Here is a 19,840-nt window from a genome sequence, read left to right as displayed (position 1 = left end):
TATTTAGGAATTAGAATCGGCTAACGACTTTCGGCAAGATAAAACGCCACCAAATTCATCAGCTTCACACCGTCGATCGGTTTGGGGAAGTAGTCATCGCACCCCATTGCGATACAGGCTTCGCGTTCGCCTTCCATGGCATCGGCGGTCAATGCGATGATCGGTGTTTTGAAGCCGAGTTCACGAAGTTCGGCTACCGCTTCCTGGCCCGTCATCACCGGCATCTGCATGTCCATCAGGATCAAATCAAAGGGGCGTTGTTCTTTCTGAGCTCGCTGCGTTTCTTCGACCGCTTGCAATCCGTCTTCGACCACCGTGACATCGGCACCGCATTTCTCTAAGAAATATTTGCCAATTCGCCAGATATCGCGACGATCGTCGGCCAGCAATACCCGCGCGCTAAACTTGGGAAAGGCTGCTCGTTTGGTCTCGACCGGTTCACGTGTCGGTTCCTCCGACGCAAGCGTGCGACGATTCGAGGCTTGGTCGGGAGTCAGCGGCAATGTGAACGTAAAGCAACTGCCGACGCCCAGTTCGCTTTGGACATCGATTTCGCCTCCCATGCCTTCGGCCAATCGCTTGCTGATACTCAATCCCAATCCGGTTCCGCCATATCGCCGCCGCCTCGCTGCGCCGGTATGGCTAAACGGAGTGAACAACTCGGTGAGATGGTTTTCATGGATACCGATTCCTGTGTCGCGTACTGCGATCACCAACGTGGGCGGATCGGTTTCTTCATTCATTCCGATCTCAACACACACACGTCCCTCGTCGGTAAATTTCAATGCATTGCTGATCAGATTGACAAGGACTTGGCGAACTCGGACCGCATCGGCGGTGATCTCTGCGGGGCTGTCGGGGCTCCAATCGAAGGTCAACGGGATGCCTTCCTCGGCAGCACGGACTTGCATCAATTCTTGGACTTCGGCTAACAGCTTGCGAACGCTCAAGGTTTGTGGGTGGATCTCCATCTTGCCCGATTCGATCTTGGAGAGATCCAAAATGTCATTCAGCAGCGCCAGCAAGTATTCACCATTGCGTTTGATCGTGCTTACTTTTTCGAGGAGCGGTTCGTCGGTCAATTCCTCGCTCAGCATGTCGGCGAACCCAAGCATGGCCGTCATCGGCGTTCGCAGTTCGTGACTCATGTTGGCCATGAACGAACTTTTCGCCTCACTCGCAGCCTTCGCTTCCTGATTGGCCAATTGCAACGCCTCTTGCACCTTCATGCGGTCGGTGATGTCGTTTTGGACGCCGACGAAGTTGACCAATCGGTCACGTTCATCGTAGACCGGAGTGATCTGCAAATCGTTCCAGAACGGCGTGCCATCTTTGCGGTAATTCTTCACCGCGACATGACATGATTCGCCTGCCGCGATGGCGGCACGCAACTGCGCTCGTGTTTCCGGATCGCTGTCTTCGCCCTGCAAAAAACGACAATTCACCCCCACGACTTCGTCGCGATCGTACCCGGTCAAATGCAGGAATCCGGGGTTCGCGTAGGTGATCGGGTTGTCCTCGGCCGTGGGATCGGTGATCACGATTCCATTGAGCGTGGACTCGATGGCGAGATGTTGCAGTCGCATCTCAAATTCGGCGGCGCGACGTTCGGTGATGTCGCGGGCATTGCCGCCCAAGAAACGCTCGTCTTCGATCTGTAGACTCCCCACGCTGATCTCCATCGGCAACAGTGAACCATTGGCTTGTTTCCAATCGGATTGATAGGGCTTCAGTTGATGGCGAGTGGCGTCGTCAAAGAGTTTCTTGAATTGGGGTTCATCGAGATCGCACTGCACATCCATCAGTGTCTTCTGCAATAGATCGTCGCGGCTGATACCAAGCGTGTTGCACATCGACGGATTGACGTAATGAAATCGTCCATGGTGATCCACCAAAAAGACGAGGTCACTAGCCGTTTCAGTCATGAATTTGAACCGCTCCAATTGAGCTTCGGCCGCCCTCAGCGTCGCGATGTCAATGAGTGTCAACACCACCCCGCGAACTTCGTTTTCCGACTGATAGGGGACCACTCGCAACAGAAACGCGTTCCCGGCTTGGTCGTGCAGCTTGGTTTCAAACTCCTGTTTCGTTTGCAGGACAAAGTTCAGGTTTTCAATCAGATCGTCGTATCGCAAACGGTGCGCAAAATCTTCGATCGATCGGCCGATGTCGTGTTCATGGATACGCAGTACTTCCGCAATCTGCGGTGTATAACGACGAATGCAGAAATCACGATCTAGAAAGACAACGCCGACGCGAGTGGTTGCCAGCAGGTTGTCCATGTCCGCGTTGGCTTCGGCCAATTCGACCACGCGGCGTTGGTGTTCTGCGTTGACCGTGTAAAGTTCTTCATTGACGCTGTGAAGTTCCTCATTTGTGCTTTGCAGTTCCTCGTTGGACGCAACAAGTTCTTCGTTTGCAGCTTGCAATTCCTCGTTGGACGTTTCCATCTCTTCGATGGTCGCTTGTAGATTTTCCTGCGATTGCTGTAACTCGGATTCGAGAAACGTAACACGGGCGCCTTCGGAATCGCTCGTCGCACCGACCGATTGATCCGCGATTTCGTTTTTCCAATTCACGGGTAACGCCGGCGTGACCTCGGTGAACGAGATTAAAAAGCTGCCGGTAAGCGATGAAGGGTCTCCGATCGGCTCGACCGCAACGATTAACTCGTTGGAATCGGATCCGGATGGTTGGGCAGCGGCCTTGAACTTGATCGCCTCTTGCTTTTTGGCGGTATGGTGCAGCGCCGCGGACAACGATGCCTTGATACGCGGAGCAATCGCATCAAGCACGTGGCTGCTAGGACGTCCGGCGCTGTACTGCAAGTATTTCTGGGCGCCCCCAAAAACATGCAGAATTTGGCCGGTCTGTTCGATCAGGATGCTGCACCCCATCTTTTGGTTCAGCAGTGCATCGTAGACACCTAGCAATTTTGCATCGACACGCTGACTTGGCCTTGCGGTGGGAACCAACGAGATCCCTGTGAACTTTTCGCTGCGTGGATTTAGCGGTAGATCGCTGCCCGGAGGCATACGCAGATCGCGGCGTTTGGAATAGATTCGCCAATGCGCATTGAGCACATCAAATTCGTCGCTCAATTCGCCTGGCGATTCACTGGGGCCGAGAAACAGCGTGCCACCGCACTTCAGCGAGAAGTGAAACAACGACAATGCTTTGTTCTGCGCAGGCGACTGCAAGTAGATCAATAGATTGCGGCACGTCACCAAGTCGATCTGCGTAAACGGAGCGTCACTGATGACGTTGTGCGGCGCGAACACAATCATCTGCCGCAGCTGAGGGCTGACCTGGTAACGGTCATGATCAAGGCGAAAGTAGTGAATGCGACGTTCGTCCGACAAATCGGCCAAGGCGTCGGCCGGGTAGATGCCTCGTGCGGCGGTCTGGATCGACGAAGGGTGAGCGTCGGTGGCAAAGATCTTGATGTCGAATTTTTCATCTCGCTTGCGTCGTTCCTCGTCCAACAAGATGGCAAGCGAATAAGCCTCTTCGCCTGATGCGCATCCTGCGACCCAAGCACGCACCGTCTTGCTGGCCGAGTTCGCATCGAAAATTTTCGGAATCACATCCTTGGCCAATGCGGCATACGCGTCGGGGTCACGAAAAAACTGAGTCACCCCGACCAGCAAATCACGATACAGCTCGCTCAATTCGTTTGGATGTTCTTCCAGATAGGACACATAGTCCTCGAAGCGGCGGATTCGCAACATGTCAAAGCGTCGTTGCAAACGGCGCCCGACCGTGGACGATTTGTATTGTGAAAAATCGATCCCAAACGCTTGTTGAAGCAATTGAAAGATGCGATCAATTCCCACCAGCGATGCCGTTGGAAATTGGTCTTCGCTAAGGTCATCGCGAGTGATGTCGCCTTGTACATATCGCATCAACGCTCTGGCCATCTCGCTCGGCGGCAGAACCAGATTGACCAAGCCCGTCTCTTGCGCACTAATCGGCATCCCATCGAACTTGGCGGACGATTGATCCTGAGCAACGACCAACCCGCCTGATTTGTGGATCTCGCGAATGCCCCGCGATCCATCGCTGCCGGTGCCCGAGAGCACGACGGCGATCGCATGCTGCTTTTGATCGTGGGCCAACGAGCAGAAGAATCGGTCGATCGGATGTGAGAAGCTGCGTTCAGGATTTCGCTCGGTCAACCGCAGCCGTCCGTCGGAAATCTCCATCTCTTTTTTCGCGGGCATCAAATAGATGGAATCAGGTTGGACCTGAATCCCATCTTGGACTTCGAGCACCGGGATGCCTGTTTTCCGCGAGATCAATTCGCCCATGTGACTTTTGAAATCGGGCGAGAGATGCTGGATGACAACAAACGCCATCCCTGTATCAGCGGGCATCTCCTGAAAAAAGGTTTCCAAAGCTTCCAAGCCGCCGGCAGAAGCGCCGATGCCGACGACGTAACACGGGTTCTTGGGCTTCGAATCGGGCTGCGGTAACGAACGTGATGAGGTGTCTTCCATAAACTTAAAGCGGACAAACCGATTCGAGGCAAACAGCAAACTTCATTTCTATTATCTTCAATTGCCAAGGGGCACGTTTTAGCAACTTTTATACCAACGGGCGATCACGACCGCTCCACCAAGGGGGGCAGTCGTGAGGTATGGTTTTAAGGACCGGTCGTGATGAATACGGCCTTCGGGTGAGCAGAAAAAGCATATCAGGTTGGCGTGAATTCACGCTAGGTTTGCGGGCAGGCTTCTCGTTCGGGGGGGATGGCTAGTCGCACCAATGGCTCACCGCCATGGAGCTGCGTGTTCGATCAGCATGCGAATGAGCTGGCGCGGTCACGCCGATCACCGATCCTCGCGTTTGGAAAGACGTTGAAACAGCGATTGCAGTTTGGTGATGTCGACAGGTTTGATCATGTGTTCATCGAAACCCGAGTTATGGGCCTGTTCGCGGTCCGCCGACTGGCCATACCCCGTCATCGCGACCAGATAGATGTTCGCGGTGGCATCGCGTTCACGCAACTTTCGAGCCAGGTCGTAACCGGTCATTCCTGGCATCGAGATGTCCGAAAAAATCACATCAGGGATCGATTGGCTCAGTTTTTCCAACGCGCTTAGCCCGTCCTCGGCCACCTCGACTTCGTGTCCAAGTTTGGTCAACAGTCGCGCCATGATCGTTCGCAGCGCCTTCATGTCTTCGACGACCAAGACCTTGAACGATTTCGTGACCCCGATCGGTTCGGTCGCGACCGCTTTGGGAAGCGTTTCGTCGCTGGGGTCGGCAAGCGGGATGCGAACGGTAAACGTGCTGCCCATGCCAATCCCATCACTTTGTGCAGTAACGCTTCCGCCGTGAATCTCGACCAAGGTTTTCACCAGCGTCAATCCGATTCCCAAGCCAGCGTTTCCTCGTCGTAGCGAGTCATCGACTTGTGCAAACATCTGGAAAATCTCTTCGATGCGGTCCGTCGCGATGCCGATGCCGTTGTCTTTCACGACGATCACCGCCGACCCGCGGTCGCCTTCGTCCGCTTGCACGGACAACGACAAATCGATGGTGCAATCGCAGTCGCTGTACCGCGACGAGTTGTTCAGCAAATTACAAATCACCTGCGTCATCCTTGCCGGATCGGCTCGCACGAACACATCTTCATCACAGAACGCCAATCGCAGGTGTTGTTCTTTTTCGTTAATGAACGTGCTAGATGCTTCGACTGCGGCTTTGATCACATCGCTCAGATTGACCACTTCCTTGTTCAGCTGAATTTTGCCACGACTAATCCGGGAAACGTCCAATAGGTCGTCGATCAAACGAATCAGCTGTTCGACTTGACGTGCCATGGTTTGACGCAGTTCTTCGGTGTCCGGCGGCAATTCGGACATGCTCATCAATTGGATTGCGTTTTTGATCGGCGCTAGCGGATTGCGAAGCTCATGTGCCAGCGTGGCGAGGAATTCGTTCTTGCGACGGTCCGCTTCGGACAATTTTGCGGCAAGTTCGGCGAGTTGATCTTGGTCCCGTTTGCGTTCGGTCAAATCACGCATCACTTTGCTGTAACCGACAATCTCGCCGTCGTTGTCTTTGACCACGCTGCTGATGCCGGACGCCCAAAATCGTTCACCATCGGCTCGCATCATCCAACGATCGTCGCTCGCACTGCCCAGCATGGCCGCGGTGGCAAACTCGGAATCAGGGATCCCCATCGCAATCGCTTCGGGGGTAAAGATCAGCTCGCGAATGTCTTTGCCGATAAAATCGGCCTCGTTAAAACCAAGCACTTTCAAAACCCCGCGGTTCCACGTGGTGGCTCGGCAATCGGCGTCCATGGCAAAGATGGCATAGTCTTCGATCTGTTCCAAGAACGTCCGCATGTACTGGTTCATCTTGACATTTTCCGACTCCAGTCGCCCGGCACGATCGAGTGTTTCTTGCAATCGATTTCGCTCGACCTTCAATGCGATGGCGTATTTCTCGGCGCGATGTCGATTGTGTTGCACCAAGTACAGTACCCCGACGACCAGGATCAAACCGGCGATGGTTGAGATCAGTCCGGTTGCGAGCGCCGTGTAGTAGGTGGTCGCTGCGACCTGTTCACGGCGTGCGATCGAGCTTTCTTCGCTGCGGCGGAATTTGGCGATTTGATCGTGGATGCTATCCATCGTTCGCTTGCCAAGGTTGGTTGCGACCATCGACTGTGCCGCTTCAAACCCGGCTTGCCGGCGAACATCCAACGTGGTCGAAAGCTCTTCGAGTTTCTGGTCAATCAAATCCTGCAGTGGGGCGATCCTTGCGTAGCGAACCGGATCCGATTTGGCGATCGATTCCAATTCGCCGATCAAGCCATGGATGGCGGTAATCGCCTCGTAATACGGTTCCAAATACGGCTCTTGGCCGGTAATCAAAAAGCCTCGTTGGCCCGTTTCCGCCGACTTGATCGTGGATTCGACCCGTTCAAGCACGCTCAACAATTGGTGAGATTGCTCGACCAGATTGGTGTGTGCCCGCAATCGCCGCGTGTTATGAAACGTGACGAAGCCTGTGATCACCAACAAGATGATGACGGCGGATACGGCAAACGGCTCCGCCATCCGTTGCGGACGGCGAATCGAATCAGGTTCCTTCACTGGGTTTCCATGCAAAATACTTCGTCCCGCGGTGACGGCGCGAATAAGGTGCGGTGTGGATCAATTGGATATTGAACCAACATAACGGCTTACCATCTGTAACATCGTGGCTTTGTGAATCGGTTTGCTAAGATAATCGTTACAGCCCTGTTCGATACATCGGCTCATGTCCCCCTGCATTGCGTCGGCAGTCAGCGCGATGATGGGGCCCGAAAACCCCATCCGGCGAAGTTTTTCCGCGGTTTGGTAACCATCCAGTTTAGGCATCTGCATATCCAGCAGGATCAAATCGTATGATTGTCCCTGGTCAAGCCGACTTTTCACTTTCTTGATCGCGATCACTCCGTCTTCGGCTTCGTCCACGGTGGCGCCCGCTTTGGTTAACATTGCCTTACTTAAAAAGCGAATGTCGCGGCGGTCATCGACCACTAAAACGGAACAATGCAGTGTGATCGACGCCATCGGTTCTTCGTCCCGGTCGGGCTGGATCATCGTCATCGGTTTGATCATGTCGACGCCTCGGATATCGCCGGTGGCAATGGTCAATGAAAACGTGCTGCCTTGGCCTTCGACGCTGTCAACCGAAATCGTTCCACCAAGCATTTTGGCTAATCGTTGACTGATCGCCAATCCGAGTCCCGTTCCACCAAAATGGCGTGTGACGCTCGAGTCGCCCTGCGTGAATGGTTTGAACAAGCGTGTTAACTGCTCGGGTTTCATGCCGATTCCGGTGTCGACAATGTCAATCCGCAATCGCTGATCCTCCGGCTGGTAGCGGATTCGCAAACGCACCTCTCCGCTAGGAGTGAACTTGATCGCGTTGCCGACTAAATTGATCAAGATTTGCTTCAAACGCTTCGGGTCCGAGACGACTTCCGAAGGGATTTCACCCTCATAGTCGACGTCCAGATTCAAGCCACCCTCGGTCGCCCGCACTTCCATGATCGAACGAACGTCTTCGATCAATCGATTGGGCGAAAACCGCTCCGAAGCGATGTCCAGTTTGCCGGCTTCGATTTTTGACAAATCCAAGATGTCATTTATGATGTCAAGCAGGAAATCGCCGTTGCAACGGATCGTGCGAACATGTTCGAGTGCCTCCGGATGCTCGATCTGTTCGGCGATCAAATCAATGTAGCCAAGGATCGCTGTCATCGGAGTGCGAATTTCATGGCTCATGTTCGCTAGAAATTCACTCTTCGATTCGCTGGCGGCTTCCGCTTGAGCCCGAGCTTCTTGCAATGAATCTTGCAATTCACGCTGCTCGGTGATGTCCCAGATCAACCCCAGGATTCGATTGGATTCTCCGTTGTCGCCAAGCACTCGTTCGCCCACACCGGCAATCCAGTGGACGGACCCATCAGGGCGAAGGACGCGGAATTCTTCATCAAGACTTGCGTTGCCGTTGACCGTTTGACGCCAAGCGTGGCTCATTCGTTTCAGGTCGTCCGGGTGAATGACCTGCATTAACGTGTGGACGTTGCGTTTGCACTCCGGCGAGAGTCCAAGCAGCTCATACATCGAATCTTCCCAAAACACCCCTTCGTCACTCCATTCCCACACCGCCATTCCGCCTGCACGCAGCGCCATCGTCAGCCGTTCTTTGCCCTCGGCAAGCGCCAATTCCGTTTGTTTTCGTTCGGTGACGTCTCGCGTGATACTGGTCACCAATTTGGCAATGCCCGCTTTGTTGCGACTGATCAGCCCCAAGTTTTCGACCCAGCTCGTTTTGCCGTTGTCTTCGCGAACGATGCGGCAATCAAACCGGTACGATGATTCGCTGCCTTGCACGACCGATCGCAAGTGCTGAGCGGCGTCCTCGCGATCCTCGGGATGGATGCTCTGCAGGATGTCGTCAAACGAGATGTTCTGTCGCGTTTCGCTCATCCCAAAAATGGACTGCAGTTCCTCGGACCATTTGATTTGGTCGGTGGTGGGGTTCCATTCCCATGTTCCCAGCCGCCCCGCTTGCAGCGACAATTTCAAATGCTGTTCACGCTTCCGCAGTTCTTCTTGTCCGTGTCGCACCTCGGTCACGTCGCTGCCATTGGCAACGACAAACACCACCTCGCCGTGCTGGTCGCGCGCCGGAGTGAAAATGAAGTCGATGATTCGCTCGGTCCCATCGGGCAACCAAAACGGCAAGTCCTCGCGATAGACTTTGCCCACCGCAGCTAAACGCAATCCATCGCGGAGCTTTTGTTTGACTTCTTCGTTGTTGCCCCACCACGGGCAATCCCAGATCCGTCGATGGATGGTCTCATCACGCGATGCACCAAGTTGTCGCAATGCAATTTCGTTGATATCGGTGGTCGTTCCGTCAAGTTCAATGATGCCGGTGTAGTAATAGCCGTTGTCAAACAACACCTGCAGTTTGCTCTCGGCGCGTTCGTAGTCGGCCAGCAGCGCAATCAGTTTGGCTTGCTTGTCAGCCAATTGGGCCGCATTGTGGCGGACCAAATCCTCAGCGGCCTTGCGGTCTTTGATGTCCACGCCCGACGGAATGACATAGGTGATCTTTCCGTCCGCATCACGAATCGGCGCCAACATGAAATCAATCGTCGTGCGATCGTCCTGGCCGATTCGAATGACGACGTCGTGCCGGGTGGTTTCGCCGTTGATGGCCCGGGCAAATTCCTCGCGTAGTTGCGTTGCCACGTCGTCGTCGTAGTTCCACCAGTGGCATTCCCAAAACGGTTTGCCGATCACCTCATCTCGCTGCAATCCGCCGGCGCGAAGCGCGGTTTGATTGGCTTCGAGCAAATTGCCTTCGCGATCCAGAATGCCAATCATTGCAACCGTGTTGTCGATCACGCGGCGGAGGTGGTTCTCGCGATCGGCTAATTCCGTTTCCGCCCGTGCGCGTTCAATGAGGACACAGATGCGATTGGCGATTTCCTGCAATAAGTTCAGCTCATCTGGCCGCCATTGGTACGCGTGTGATTTCAACGCCGAAACCACAAACCGAATGCGTTGTTCGGTCACGTAGGCCGAGTTGCAAAATGCACCGATTTGATACTCGCGGAATTTCGCCGCGATGTCAGGATCTTGGTCCGGATGCTGCGTATCGCCGAGATAGAACTGTTTACCGGCGAGCAACTTTTCGCGTTCGGCTTGCGAATGAAAATCCTTGACCAAATGCTTGCCCAACAGCGATGGTTGCGATTCGCTTGGATGTTCGTAGACGATATCAGCGTATTGGGCATTCTCGTCGAATTGAACCAACAAGCAACGCGACAGTCCGAGATACTCGGCGGTTTGCTGCGCTGCCAATTGCATCAATTCCGAAACCGACGAAATCGCGTTGAGCTGTGATTGTAAATCGGAAAGGAATGCAAGGTTCAATTCCGCTCGTTTGCGGTCGGTGATGTCTTGTGCCGCCAAGATAGCCGTGGTCGCGATCGGCGGATTAACCGAGCTGTCAAACGAAACCTGTTTTCGGGCGTTGATCCAACGCACTTCACCGCTGGGCATGACAATTCGGTGTTCAAGATCGCAGTGGCCATCGCCATGCGAATTGAGACAGGCTTGGACGAGTTGTACGACCTCTTCACGGTCATCGGGGTGATAGGTTTGATGAAATTTATCTCGTGAGATCGTGATCGCGTTGTCACTGATGCCGTACATCGCGGCTGCTTCGGCGGTCAATGCAACGCTGTTGCTGCGGAAATCAACGCGTCCTAGCCCCAACTTAGCCACCTCGACACCGACCGCTAACTCTCGACGTGATTCCCGTAATTCTTGTTCCGTGCGTTTGCGTTCGGTGATGTCCATCAACACCACGTGGCATCCGCCGATGCTGCCATCGGGGTTTTTTTGCGGTACGTAGGTTACTTCCTTGGTTCGTTTGCCGCAGACGCCTGGGAAAGTCAGTTGCATCTCATAGGTTTGCTGTAACCCGTTGAACGCATCGATTAGATAAGGTTGAATTTCTCGAAACGTCTTCTCGCCGATCACGTCGACAACATTTTTGCCCACGATCTCGTCAATCGAATGTTGCCAATGCGCAGCATGAGCGGCATTCGAAAAGCGGTATCGCATGTCACGATCGACAAACGCAAATGCCGGTGGAATCGCATCGGTAATCGTTCGCAGTTGAGCTTCACGTGTGGCGAGTTGTTCTTGGCTCGCATGCAACTCTCGATTTGTCGACAACAACTCCTCGTTCATCGACTGCAGTTCTTCGTTGGAAGCCCTGAGTTCCTCGTTGGTCGATTCCATTTCCTGGATCGACCGCTGAAGGTCCAAACGAGTCGCTTCGAGTTCGCGTTTCAAATCCGCAATGACGGATTCCAGATTCGATCGGTCGCTCTGCTTCATGGCTAGTTTTCTCCCGCCAAAGTTTAGCGGGTTCGATGTGAAATGTAGAGGTCGCGGCCGATCGGTGAGTGCGAATTTGTCGAGGTAATGGCTGAAAATAATGCCGCTGCTCGAGTCGTTGCGGGTGCATGTACACCCCCCTTCGCCTGAGCATCTTCGAGACTCATTTTTGCCTGGCGGGCGATCGATCAACTTGGCCGATTCTCGATCAGCTGGTCGCCTGGTCCGCGGTCTATGTAGTGTATCTTCTCCCATTCGCTAACTCCATCGGATTGCGACTTTACCGCTTCCCGGCATGCAATCTGCATCTTGTTTTGTTTAAACCCCGACAGGGACCTAAACAAAAAATTGTCATCCGACACGGAGATAGCAATGAGCAAGAAGACACTCAGCGGAAAACGAATCGCGTTTTTGGCCACCGATGGTTTTGAACAAGTGGAACTCACCCAGCCTTGGCAGGCCATCAAGGAGGCCGGGGCCGAAGTCGTGCTCGTCTCGCCAAAGAAAGGCGAGATCCAAGGCATGAATCACGACGAAAAAGCAGACACGTTCAAGGTTGACAAGGCTGTCGATTCGGTTTCGGCCGAAGACTTTGACGGATTGGTTTTGCCAGGCGGCGTGGCCAATCCCGACACGCTGCGAATGTGTGAGGATTCGGTCAGTTTTGTCCGCGATTTCTTCAAGCAGCACAAGCCAGTGGCCGCGATTTGCCACGGGCCATGGACCCTGATTGAAGCCGACGTTGTTCGCGGTCGCCGCGTCACGTCGTGGCCAAGTTTGAAAACGGATCTGAAAAATGCGGGGGCGGATTGGGTCGACGAGGAATGCGTGTGCGATGAAGGGCTGGTCACCAGTCGCAACCCCGATGATTTGCCCGCGTTCTGTGACAAGGCGATCGAAGAGTTTGCCGAGGGCAAGCACGCCGAGCAAACGGCGTGATGGCAAGTGGCGTCATGAACGCCAACCCTCAGTCAGCCCCAACCCTAGCACGATTCCGCAGTTGCCGTGTGAGCGATCACGCGGCGCGGTGCGGTGTCGATACAAGCCGCATGCCATTCGAAGAACAATAAGGAAGTAAACATCATGGATAAACACGAAAAACTAATTGATCTGATCTCCGAGTTTGATCACGCGATGCTCGTGACCCGTTCGGCCAGCGGAACGCTCGGTTCTCGACCGATGGCGGTCGCTCAAATGGAAGACGACGGAGATCTGTGGTTTGTGACCGATCGAAATTCGGGCAAAGTCGCCGACCTGATGCTTGATGATGACGTCGCGGTGACGATGCAAGGATCCAATAAATTTGTCTCGCTTTCGGGCAAGGCACATGCCGTGGATGATCAAGCCAAAATCGACGAGCTATGGAACGAAGCCTGGAAGGTGTGGTTTCCCGAAGGCAAATCGAGCCCATCGCTTGTGCTGCTGCGGGTCGAGCCGACACGCGGCGAGTACTGGGATAACTCAGGAGCGAGCGGATTGAAGTACCTCGTTAAAGCCGGAAAGGCCTACCTGCAAGGCGAGCGGCCCGAGAAGGATGCTTCGATCAATGCATCGGTTTCGATGTAAACCTGTCACGCGGCCGGCGATTCCGCCGCGGTCATCGCGGTGGAACACGGTTTGCGTCGAGTTAGTTGAGAATGAGTTAGTTGAGAATAAAAGGAGGTTCAAAAGAGCCTTCGATGATCACAGGTTGCTTCGCGATTCGAGAAGCAATCTGTTTTCGATTGATATAGTCCATTTCCCTTTTTGATGAGTCCGCGATCATGCGTGTTTTACGACTACTTCCCTTTGCTTTAGCGATTGTTTTGGCGGGGCCCGCGTGCTTCGTGACTCGGACCGCGTCGGCCGACGACGGGCTGTTCGGCGACGATGAAGCGTCCACCGCCCAAGGTGACATTTTGGAATCAAGCGGTGATTACGCTCGTGGGCTTGGCAAGGGAGCGTTACTGCGGTCGATGTCCGCGGTGCAATTGCAGCGAGCACTCGAAATGCGGCTACAAAACCGCGAAGAGAGCGTCGAGCAGTATTATGAATTGCAAGAATTGCGTGCGGATTCACAGCCCGACGCAAGGGGCACGATCGATGACGAGAAGGCTCGACGATTAGCAAAACAGGCGGCTCCGGATCGTTTGAGTGAAAATCAGATCAATCGCCAAACCGGACAACTCTATTGGCCCAAGCCTTTGGATCACGACGCGCTGAAACCGTATCGAAAACCAATCGAAGAAACCTTGGCAAAACGCAGTAGCCCTGGTCACACGTACCGACGCATGGACTATTTAAAGGTCCAGCGGATGATCGATCTGATGCGTGAATCGGTCGAATCGATCCAGGATAAGCTCGACAGCAACGAAGTCGTCGCGCTGAAAGGCTACTTGGATCAGATCGCTTATGACGCGCGGTTCGATGCCGCCGACGAGCGAGTCGACTACTAAGCTCGCAACATCGACCAACAGGAGATCTTGATGGATGCTCAAACCGATAACGCTCCGCTGAACCAAGTGCCGTGTCCTCATTGCGGGAAACACGTGGATGACCGAGCGGTCGCGTGCCCGCAGTGCGGCGAAAAAATCTATGTCGAACACCCTGGTGATATCACCCCCACGCGGCACTCGCAGATTGACTTTCCGGGCGAGTCAAATGAGTCGCTGCAGCCCAATGCGCCCGAGATTAAGGATGACCGTCGATGAGTGAGAAATGTTTGATTGCCGAGTTCAACAACAGCGAAAAATTCCGTACCGCAATCGAAGTGCTCGAAACCGCAGATTTCACGACCGAGGAAGTTTCGATCGTGACCCACGCTTCGGATGAAAATCTATCAGAGCTGCGGCAAGCGACTGAGACGAACGAAAGTGGATTGTCGGCCGAAAAGACAACCGCCGCTTCCACGTTGGCGGGCGGGACGCTCGGAGCGGCGCTGGGCACGATGACCATGATCGGACCGATGTTGGTCGCCGGGCCGATCGTTGGCATGGCGGCCGGAGCGGTGGGCGGCAGTCTGATGAGTGCCGTCAGTCGCTGGGGAATCGAGCACGATGTCGCCGCTCAATACGAGGCTAAGGTCCGCGACGGTTCTGTGTTGGTCATCGTTACCGGAGACGCGATCCGGGTGAATGAAGCCGCGGCGATGCTGCGAACCGTACCGCCAACTTCGCTCGAACAATTCGACAAATAGCCCACGCACTGCGGCGAATGAAACTGGCTGTGCAGCGAATGGCAATCGCAGTTCAACCAATCGCTCAGGCATTTTGATAAGTGGCACAGGCTGACCCCGCAGCCTGTGCCAATGTGTTTTCGTTGCAGGCTAGCAGCCTGCACTACGGCTAGCCGATTTGCACGTTGCTGGTCAACGAGATGTCGAACGTCGTGATTCGGTCTCGCAGTTTTCCACGCGTGATTCCCAGGATCTCAGCCGCCTGGCTTTGATTGCCGCCCGTCGATTTCAGCACTTCGGTGATCACGTACTTTTCCATGTACTGCGTCGCTTCGGCATAGACGTCGGTCGATTTTTCGGCCAGCAGCCGTTTAACCAACTGCGGCAAACCGGCACCATCGAGCGTTTCCGGGGACGCTGGAGCACCACCGGGGGCGTTGTCGACGGCCTTGATTCGCGTGATTTCCTTTGGCAATCCGTCTGGCGTGATGACCGGCATCACGGTATCCAGCACGCATCGGCGAATCACGGCTCGCAATTGACGCACGTTGCCAGGCCAGTGGTAGCCCTCGAACAACTCTGCCGCCTCGGGAGACAAGCCTTCAAGATCGGGTTTGTTGAACTCTTTCTTTGCCTGTGCCATGAAAAACTGTACAAGGGCAGGGACGTCGCTTAGCCGCTCGCGAAGCGGCGGCAGTTCAATCGTGACTCCGTTCAATCGGTACAGTAGGTCTTCGCGGTAATCGCCATCGGCGACCATCTGTTCAAGCGGCCGGTTCGTCGCCGCGATGATTCGCACGTCCGTTGTCAGCTCTTTGTTTCCACCGACTCGCTCGAATCGCTGTTCCTGCAATACACGCAGCACCTTGGCTTGAACCGAAGGGGCCATGTCGCCGATTTCGTCCAAAAACAGCGTGCCGCCGTTGCATTGTTCGAACTTACCGATCCGTCGTGATTCGGCCCCCGTGAACGCTCCCTTTTCATGTCCGAACAATTCGCTTTCAAGCAGATTGTCGGGAAGCGCTGCGCAGTTGACCGCCAAGAAAATTTCGTCGCTGCGGTGACTGTATTGATACAACGCACGCGCAACCAACTCTTTACCGGTTCCGCTCTCGCCGCGGATTAAAATCGGGACGTCTTGCTTGCTGACTTTTCCGATTGCTTTGAAAACACTCAGCATGGCTGGCGATCGGCCAATGAACAGCTCGCCTGATTCTCCAGGTGACTTGTCATCAGCACTGATTGCCACCGGAACGCTGCTGATTTGGCGTTGTTCGATCGCCTTTTCGATTAGATCACGAAGCGGTTCGACCGACAAAGGTTTTCCGATGTAGTCAAACGCACCGAGCTGCATCGCTTCGATCGCGGTGCTACTGGCCGCTTCGACGGTCATAAAGACCACCGGGATACGGCGATCGTATTCTCGGATCTCGCAGTAAACCGCCAACCCGTTTTGGTCTGGCAATTGAATGTCAAGCAACACGGTATCGAACGCACCGGCACGTAATTTTTCAAGACCTTCTTTGGCGGTCGCTGCGGTTTCAACATCCGCAATCGTTGAGAGTGCCTTTTCGGTCAGCGCTAAAATTGCGCGATCGTCATCAATGACCAGAACGCTGGGCATGGGCTTTGACCACTTGGACTTAGGAATAGGAGTGGGCTGAGGATTTGGATTAAGAGTGGCGACGCGATCATCCATCGGTGATTCCAAGATTCTACATACTAGTAAGGTTGATTGTCGATCAGGCTGAGTTCAAAACGAACGCAACTGGCGTGCCGCGATCTGGCATTATCGCATTGCCAGCGACCAATGCACGCTAAAAAACCTCAGATGTGGCAAAACATTCCCCCCAAAAAGCTAGCAGAAGTCGCAGCCAGTGACCTCGATTCCGCGATTGTCGCCGACCTGTCAATGACGGTCGCTCCCGCCGCTTCGGGGCTTGCGACTTTTTAGGGCGATCATGCCGGTGCGTTTTGCGGCGGTAGATGCGACCCAAGGGAGTCTGAGGATCCGCGTGACTGACTTCGCCGCTCGCGTTTTTGCCAGGCTGCCAGTGTTCGCCAGTCCGCCCGGTGTTTGCCAGTCCGCCCGGTGTTTGCCAGTCCGCCCGGTGTTTAGCCATTTAGCGGTGGAGTGAAGATTAGGGTGATGAGAAGTTCGCGATCAAGAAAAGTCCGTGGCGACCAAAATTCGCCCGACCCGCTATTTTCTCTGGATTCCCTCGTCGGTCAGCAGCAACTCGCTCGATTCGGTCAATCGCATTTCTGCATCGGTGTCCTTTAGCCAGAGCGTGGTGGGGAAACAGCGAGTCATTTTGATGATCGTCCGAGGCGGCATCTCGATCTCGTCCTGGCTGTCATTGGCCTCGCTGATCACGGTCTTCAGTTCGGCGGATTCATTGCGAATCGTGATCTTGATCGCTCGCGATTTGGGGCGTCCAAACAACTGGACGGCGTAATAGGTGACGCCGTCGGTCGTGGCGACAGCGACCCCGGTGTCGGTGACGTATTCTGCCAGCATGTTTTCACGGTGAGGCGGCGAATCAATCCACCCCTGTACAAAAATGTCAATCAAACTTTCGGCAGTGACGTCGCCGGTATTGGTGCGATAGGCAATGTTTTCGCGAATGACACAGTAGGTATAGCCAGCTGCTTTGGCGCGTTGGGCCGGCGTTTGCCCATCCGCATTATGGCCGTACTTGCCAGTTCGTGCCATGAAGGCTGCGAAATCCGAGGCGCTCTTCGTTAGATTTTCGTCGCGGGTCACCTCGTTGAGATCATGCTTGCTGCGAAATTCATTCGTCTGTTTGACGATCGCCTGTTCGACTTGCTGGATCAATGTGTCGTCCGGCGATGGATCTGCTGATCTCGCGGATGACGGCGCAATGGCAACACACAGCATGAGAAAACAGGATTGGAATCGCCACATCGGAATCACCTTGATCGTCGCGGAATAGAACGGGGCACAGTTGCTTTGCTAGGAAGCGACTCGCAATTCCCGCGCCGAGCGACGACTGCAAACCGGCGTGACTGGTGGGACCGGCGTTGATTGCCGCCGCATCATTGTGAGCGATTCGCAATCATCCGGCTGATCGATTGAGGTTCACGCGTTCGCGACCCAAGCGGCGGGATCCTCCGCGATGATGCTCCAATGCGATCCCTTTACCTCGTTTAGGGATCGTGTCCGTCGACGCAATCGATTGGTCCACAAAATGCATTCGCCTTGGCAGCAGCATTTTGTTAGCAGCAATTGAAATGCTTGTTCGCGACCCGATCTCAATGGCAATCTCGGCGAATTGGGCGACTTCTCTAGCGGAGTCAGCATTTTTCGATACACGTTCCCCCCTCTCTCTCTTTCTTACTCGGAGAAATTTGAATGAAGGCAACATTACGATATGCGATTTTGACAATCGCATTAGCCGCGTTGTCGTTTGACGTGGCATCGGCACAGGAAGCTCGCAACCAAGATCGTGACGTCGCTCGCAATCGCGATCGAGCCAACGTAGGCCAGTTGGATGACAAGACGCAAGGGACCACGATCCGAGTCAGCCAATTGATCGGCTACAACATCCAAAACTCGCAAGGCGAAAGCGTGGGCGAGATCAAGGATATTGTGCTCGACGCAAGGACGGGCAAGGTCCGCTACGCGGCCGTCACGTATGGTGGATTTTTGGGCATGGGCAACAAACTGTTTGCCGTTCCCTTTGAAGCGTTTCGGGTGCAGGTCGATCCCGATGAACTGGACGAGGGTGACGGCATCGATTCGGACGACTATGTCTTGATCTTGAACGTTACCAAGGAACAGCTCGAAGGCCAGCAGGGATTTGATGAGGACAATTGGCCCAACATGGCTGACCGAGCATGGGCCCGCGATCTGGACAAGCGATACAACGTCAACCGTAACGAAGACGCCAAGGATCGCATGTTACGCGAAAACCGCCAGAATCGTGTGAATCGCGAGAACCGCGGAAACCGTGCGAATCGCGAAGACGTCGAAACCGACAACCAATAGCTCGATTGAATCCGGCTAATGTCGGTTCGCAACATCATTTCGTCACGAGAGGCACGCTGCCCTCGTGGCGATTTTTTTGACACGCACGATCACGCCTCCCCATCACGCCACTCAAAAACGCAACACGGTCAAACTCTCTGTCAATTGGTTTCAAGTCATCTAGGTGAAGGTAAAAAATATGAAAAATTCGTTGTTACTCGCGATGGTTCTCGTCGCCTCGGTTGGTCTGGCCGGCTGCGATGTCGAACAAGGAGGCACGTCGGGTGCGGTTAGTCCCGCAGCCCCTGCCCCTGCAGTCGACGACGACGAGGGCGTCGATATTGACATTGATGCCGCGGACGCTCCGCTCAGTGATTCCGCCGCCGACAACCGCATCGAGCGTCGACAAGAACGCCGCGAAAATCTCCGTGAGGCGATTGATGACGTGGACGTGAATGTTGGCAATGGCGGAGTGGACGTGAACGTCGACTAAAACGTCCATCGGCCTCTGAACGATTTCCATCTGTCTAGCTTGGCGGTGCTGCGAGCGTCGCGGTCCGCCATCCGATGCCGCACGCAAAGCCTTTCCTGCGTGGCCCGCAGCGACGTGCTAGCGAATGTCTGAGGCGGGAAACAAAAATTGTGAGATCAGGCGAAGCGAATTGGGCTGCATCGCCACCGTCAAATGCGAGCCGATCAAATGGTGTACCGTCGCGTTGGGATGCTCATCGATTTCAACCGGGCGGACATACAGATCCATGCTTGCCCAAATCACCAATCGCCGCACGCTGGCGTCAACGTCGGCGTCGCAATTCGCCCGCACCGGATCGCCCATCACGGCAACCTCGGGGATCACGTCACCCGTGGCGTGATGCAATAAGTCGGGGACCAAGCCTGCCTGCATGACCGGAGCGATCGAAACAAGCGAGGATACTTGATGCGATCGGCTCGCGGTGATGGCCCGACGCGCGACCCAATCACCAAAGCTATGCGTGACCAACGCAATTGCACCACCCGATTGATGTTCTTGCAATGTGCGTTGTAGTCGAGCAACGCTTTCTTCGAGGTCGCGAAAGATCAGGCGATCGGGCCACAGTTGGACGTCGTCACAATGACGTTGTAACGCAAGCTTCAGTGGCCATAAAAACAACGGCGGCTCACAAAAACCAGGGATCAGCAGTACCTTGTCAATCATGCCCACAGAACCATTCGGCGGTGTCGATGCTGTTGAACTCGAATCGTTTGGCATGGCAAACACAATCA

General features: G+C 54.6%; 13 protein-coding genes. 7 read left to right on the top strand and 6 right to left on the bottom strand.

Going from position 1 to position 19,840, the window contains the following annotated elements:
* Window positions 1-20: 20 nt before the first annotated feature.
* The 3 genes from ABEA92_RS05500 to ABEA92_RS05490 form a co-directional block, all read right to left on the bottom strand.
* Window positions 21-4,499, bottom strand: a complete 4,479-nt coding sequence (locus ABEA92_RS05500) for a chemotaxis protein CheB (protein ID WP_345682802.1) — start codon at window positions 4,497-4,499, stop codon at window positions 21-23.
* A 333-nt stretch (window positions 4,500-4,832) separates the two neighbouring features.
* Window positions 4,833-7,112, bottom strand: coding sequence for a hybrid sensor histidine kinase/response regulator (locus ABEA92_RS05495; protein WP_345682801.1), 2,280 nt, complete (start codon window positions 7,110-7,112; stop codon window positions 4,833-4,835).
* A 60-nt stretch (window positions 7,113-7,172) separates the two neighbouring features.
* On the bottom strand, window positions 7,173-11,432 hold the full coding sequence (locus tag ABEA92_RS05490; protein WP_345682800.1) for a PAS domain S-box protein: 4,260 nt from the start codon (window positions 11,430-11,432) through the stop codon (window positions 7,173-7,175).
* Between the two features lie 372 nt (window positions 11,433-11,804).
* On the opposite strand from ABEA92_RS05490, the gene ABEA92_RS05485 reads away from it, so the two are divergent.
* The 5 genes from ABEA92_RS05485 (at window position 11,805) to ABEA92_RS05465 (ending at window position 14,607) form a co-directional block, all read left to right on the top strand.
* Complete coding sequence (locus ABEA92_RS05485; RefSeq protein ID WP_345682799.1) at window positions 11,805-12,371, top strand: type 1 glutamine amidotransferase domain-containing protein; 567 nt, start codon at window positions 11,805-11,807, stop codon at window positions 12,369-12,371.
* A 144-nt stretch (window positions 12,372-12,515) separates the two neighbouring features.
* Entirely contained in the window at window positions 12,516-12,998 is a 483-nt protein-coding gene (locus tag ABEA92_RS05480) for a pyridoxamine 5'-phosphate oxidase family protein (RefSeq protein WP_345682798.1), read from the top strand.
* 197 nt (window positions 12,999-13,195) lie between these two features.
* Window positions 13,196-13,867: a hypothetical protein gene (locus ABEA92_RS05475; protein ID WP_345682797.1), complete on the top strand. Its 672-nt coding sequence runs from the start codon at window positions 13,196-13,198 to the stop codon at window positions 13,865-13,867.
* Window positions 13,868-13,897: 30 nt separating this feature from the next.
* Window positions 13,898-14,122 carry a zinc ribbon domain-containing protein gene (locus tag ABEA92_RS05470; RefSeq protein ID WP_345682796.1) on the top strand — a complete coding sequence of 75 codons (225 nt, stop codon included), beginning with the start codon at window positions 13,898-13,900 and terminating at the stop codon, window positions 14,120-14,122.
* The gene (locus tag ABEA92_RS05465; RefSeq protein WP_345682795.1) at window positions 14,119-14,607 is read left to right on the top strand and encodes a DUF1269 domain-containing protein; all 489 of its coding nucleotides are present in this window, start codon (window positions 14,119-14,121) and stop codon (window positions 14,605-14,607) included. The genes ABEA92_RS05470 and ABEA92_RS05465 overlap by 4 nt, the downstream gene beginning before the upstream one ends.
* 148 nt (window positions 14,608-14,755) lie before the next feature.
* Here ABEA92_RS05465 and ABEA92_RS05460 read toward each other — a convergent pair whose 3' ends face one another.
* Together ABEA92_RS05460 and ABEA92_RS05455 are read right to left on the bottom strand one after the other, a co-directional pair.
* Window positions 14,756-16,210, bottom strand: coding sequence for a sigma-54-dependent transcriptional regulator (locus tag ABEA92_RS05460; protein WP_345682794.1), 1,455 nt, complete (start codon window positions 16,208-16,210; stop codon window positions 14,756-14,758).
* Between the two features lie 579 nt (window positions 16,211-16,789).
* Window positions 16,790-17,515 carry a CAP domain-containing protein gene (locus tag ABEA92_RS05455; RefSeq protein ID WP_345682793.1) on the bottom strand — a complete coding sequence of 242 codons (726 nt, stop codon included), beginning with the start codon at window positions 17,513-17,515 and terminating at the stop codon, window positions 16,790-16,792.
* A gap of 447 nt (window positions 17,516-17,962) precedes the next feature.
* On the opposite strand from ABEA92_RS05455, the gene ABEA92_RS05450 reads away from it, so the two are divergent.
* Together ABEA92_RS05450 and ABEA92_RS05445 are read left to right on the top strand one after the other, a co-directional pair.
* Window positions 17,963-18,598, top strand: a complete 636-nt coding sequence (locus ABEA92_RS05450) for a PRC-barrel domain-containing protein (RefSeq protein WP_345682792.1) — start codon at window positions 17,963-17,965, stop codon at window positions 18,596-18,598.
* A 178-nt stretch (window positions 18,599-18,776) separates the two neighbouring features.
* Entirely contained in the window at window positions 18,777-19,070 is a 294-nt protein-coding gene (locus ABEA92_RS05445; protein WP_345682791.1) for a hypothetical protein, read from the top strand.
* A 117-nt stretch (window positions 19,071-19,187) separates the two neighbouring features.
* Here ABEA92_RS05445 and ABEA92_RS05440 read toward each other — a convergent pair whose 3' ends face one another.
* A complete protein-coding gene (locus ABEA92_RS05440) occupies window positions 19,188-19,772 on the bottom strand; it encodes a lipase family protein (RefSeq protein ID WP_345682790.1) in 585 nt (194 codons plus the stop codon).
* Window positions 19,773-19,840 lie beyond the last annotated feature (68 nt).

It is taken from the genome of Novipirellula caenicola (assembly GCF_039545035.1).
GTDB classification, from domain to species: domain Bacteria; phylum Planctomycetota; class Planctomycetia; order Pirellulales; family Pirellulaceae; genus Novipirellula; species Novipirellula caenicola.
This window is presented reverse-complemented; position numbering and strand designations above follow the sequence as displayed.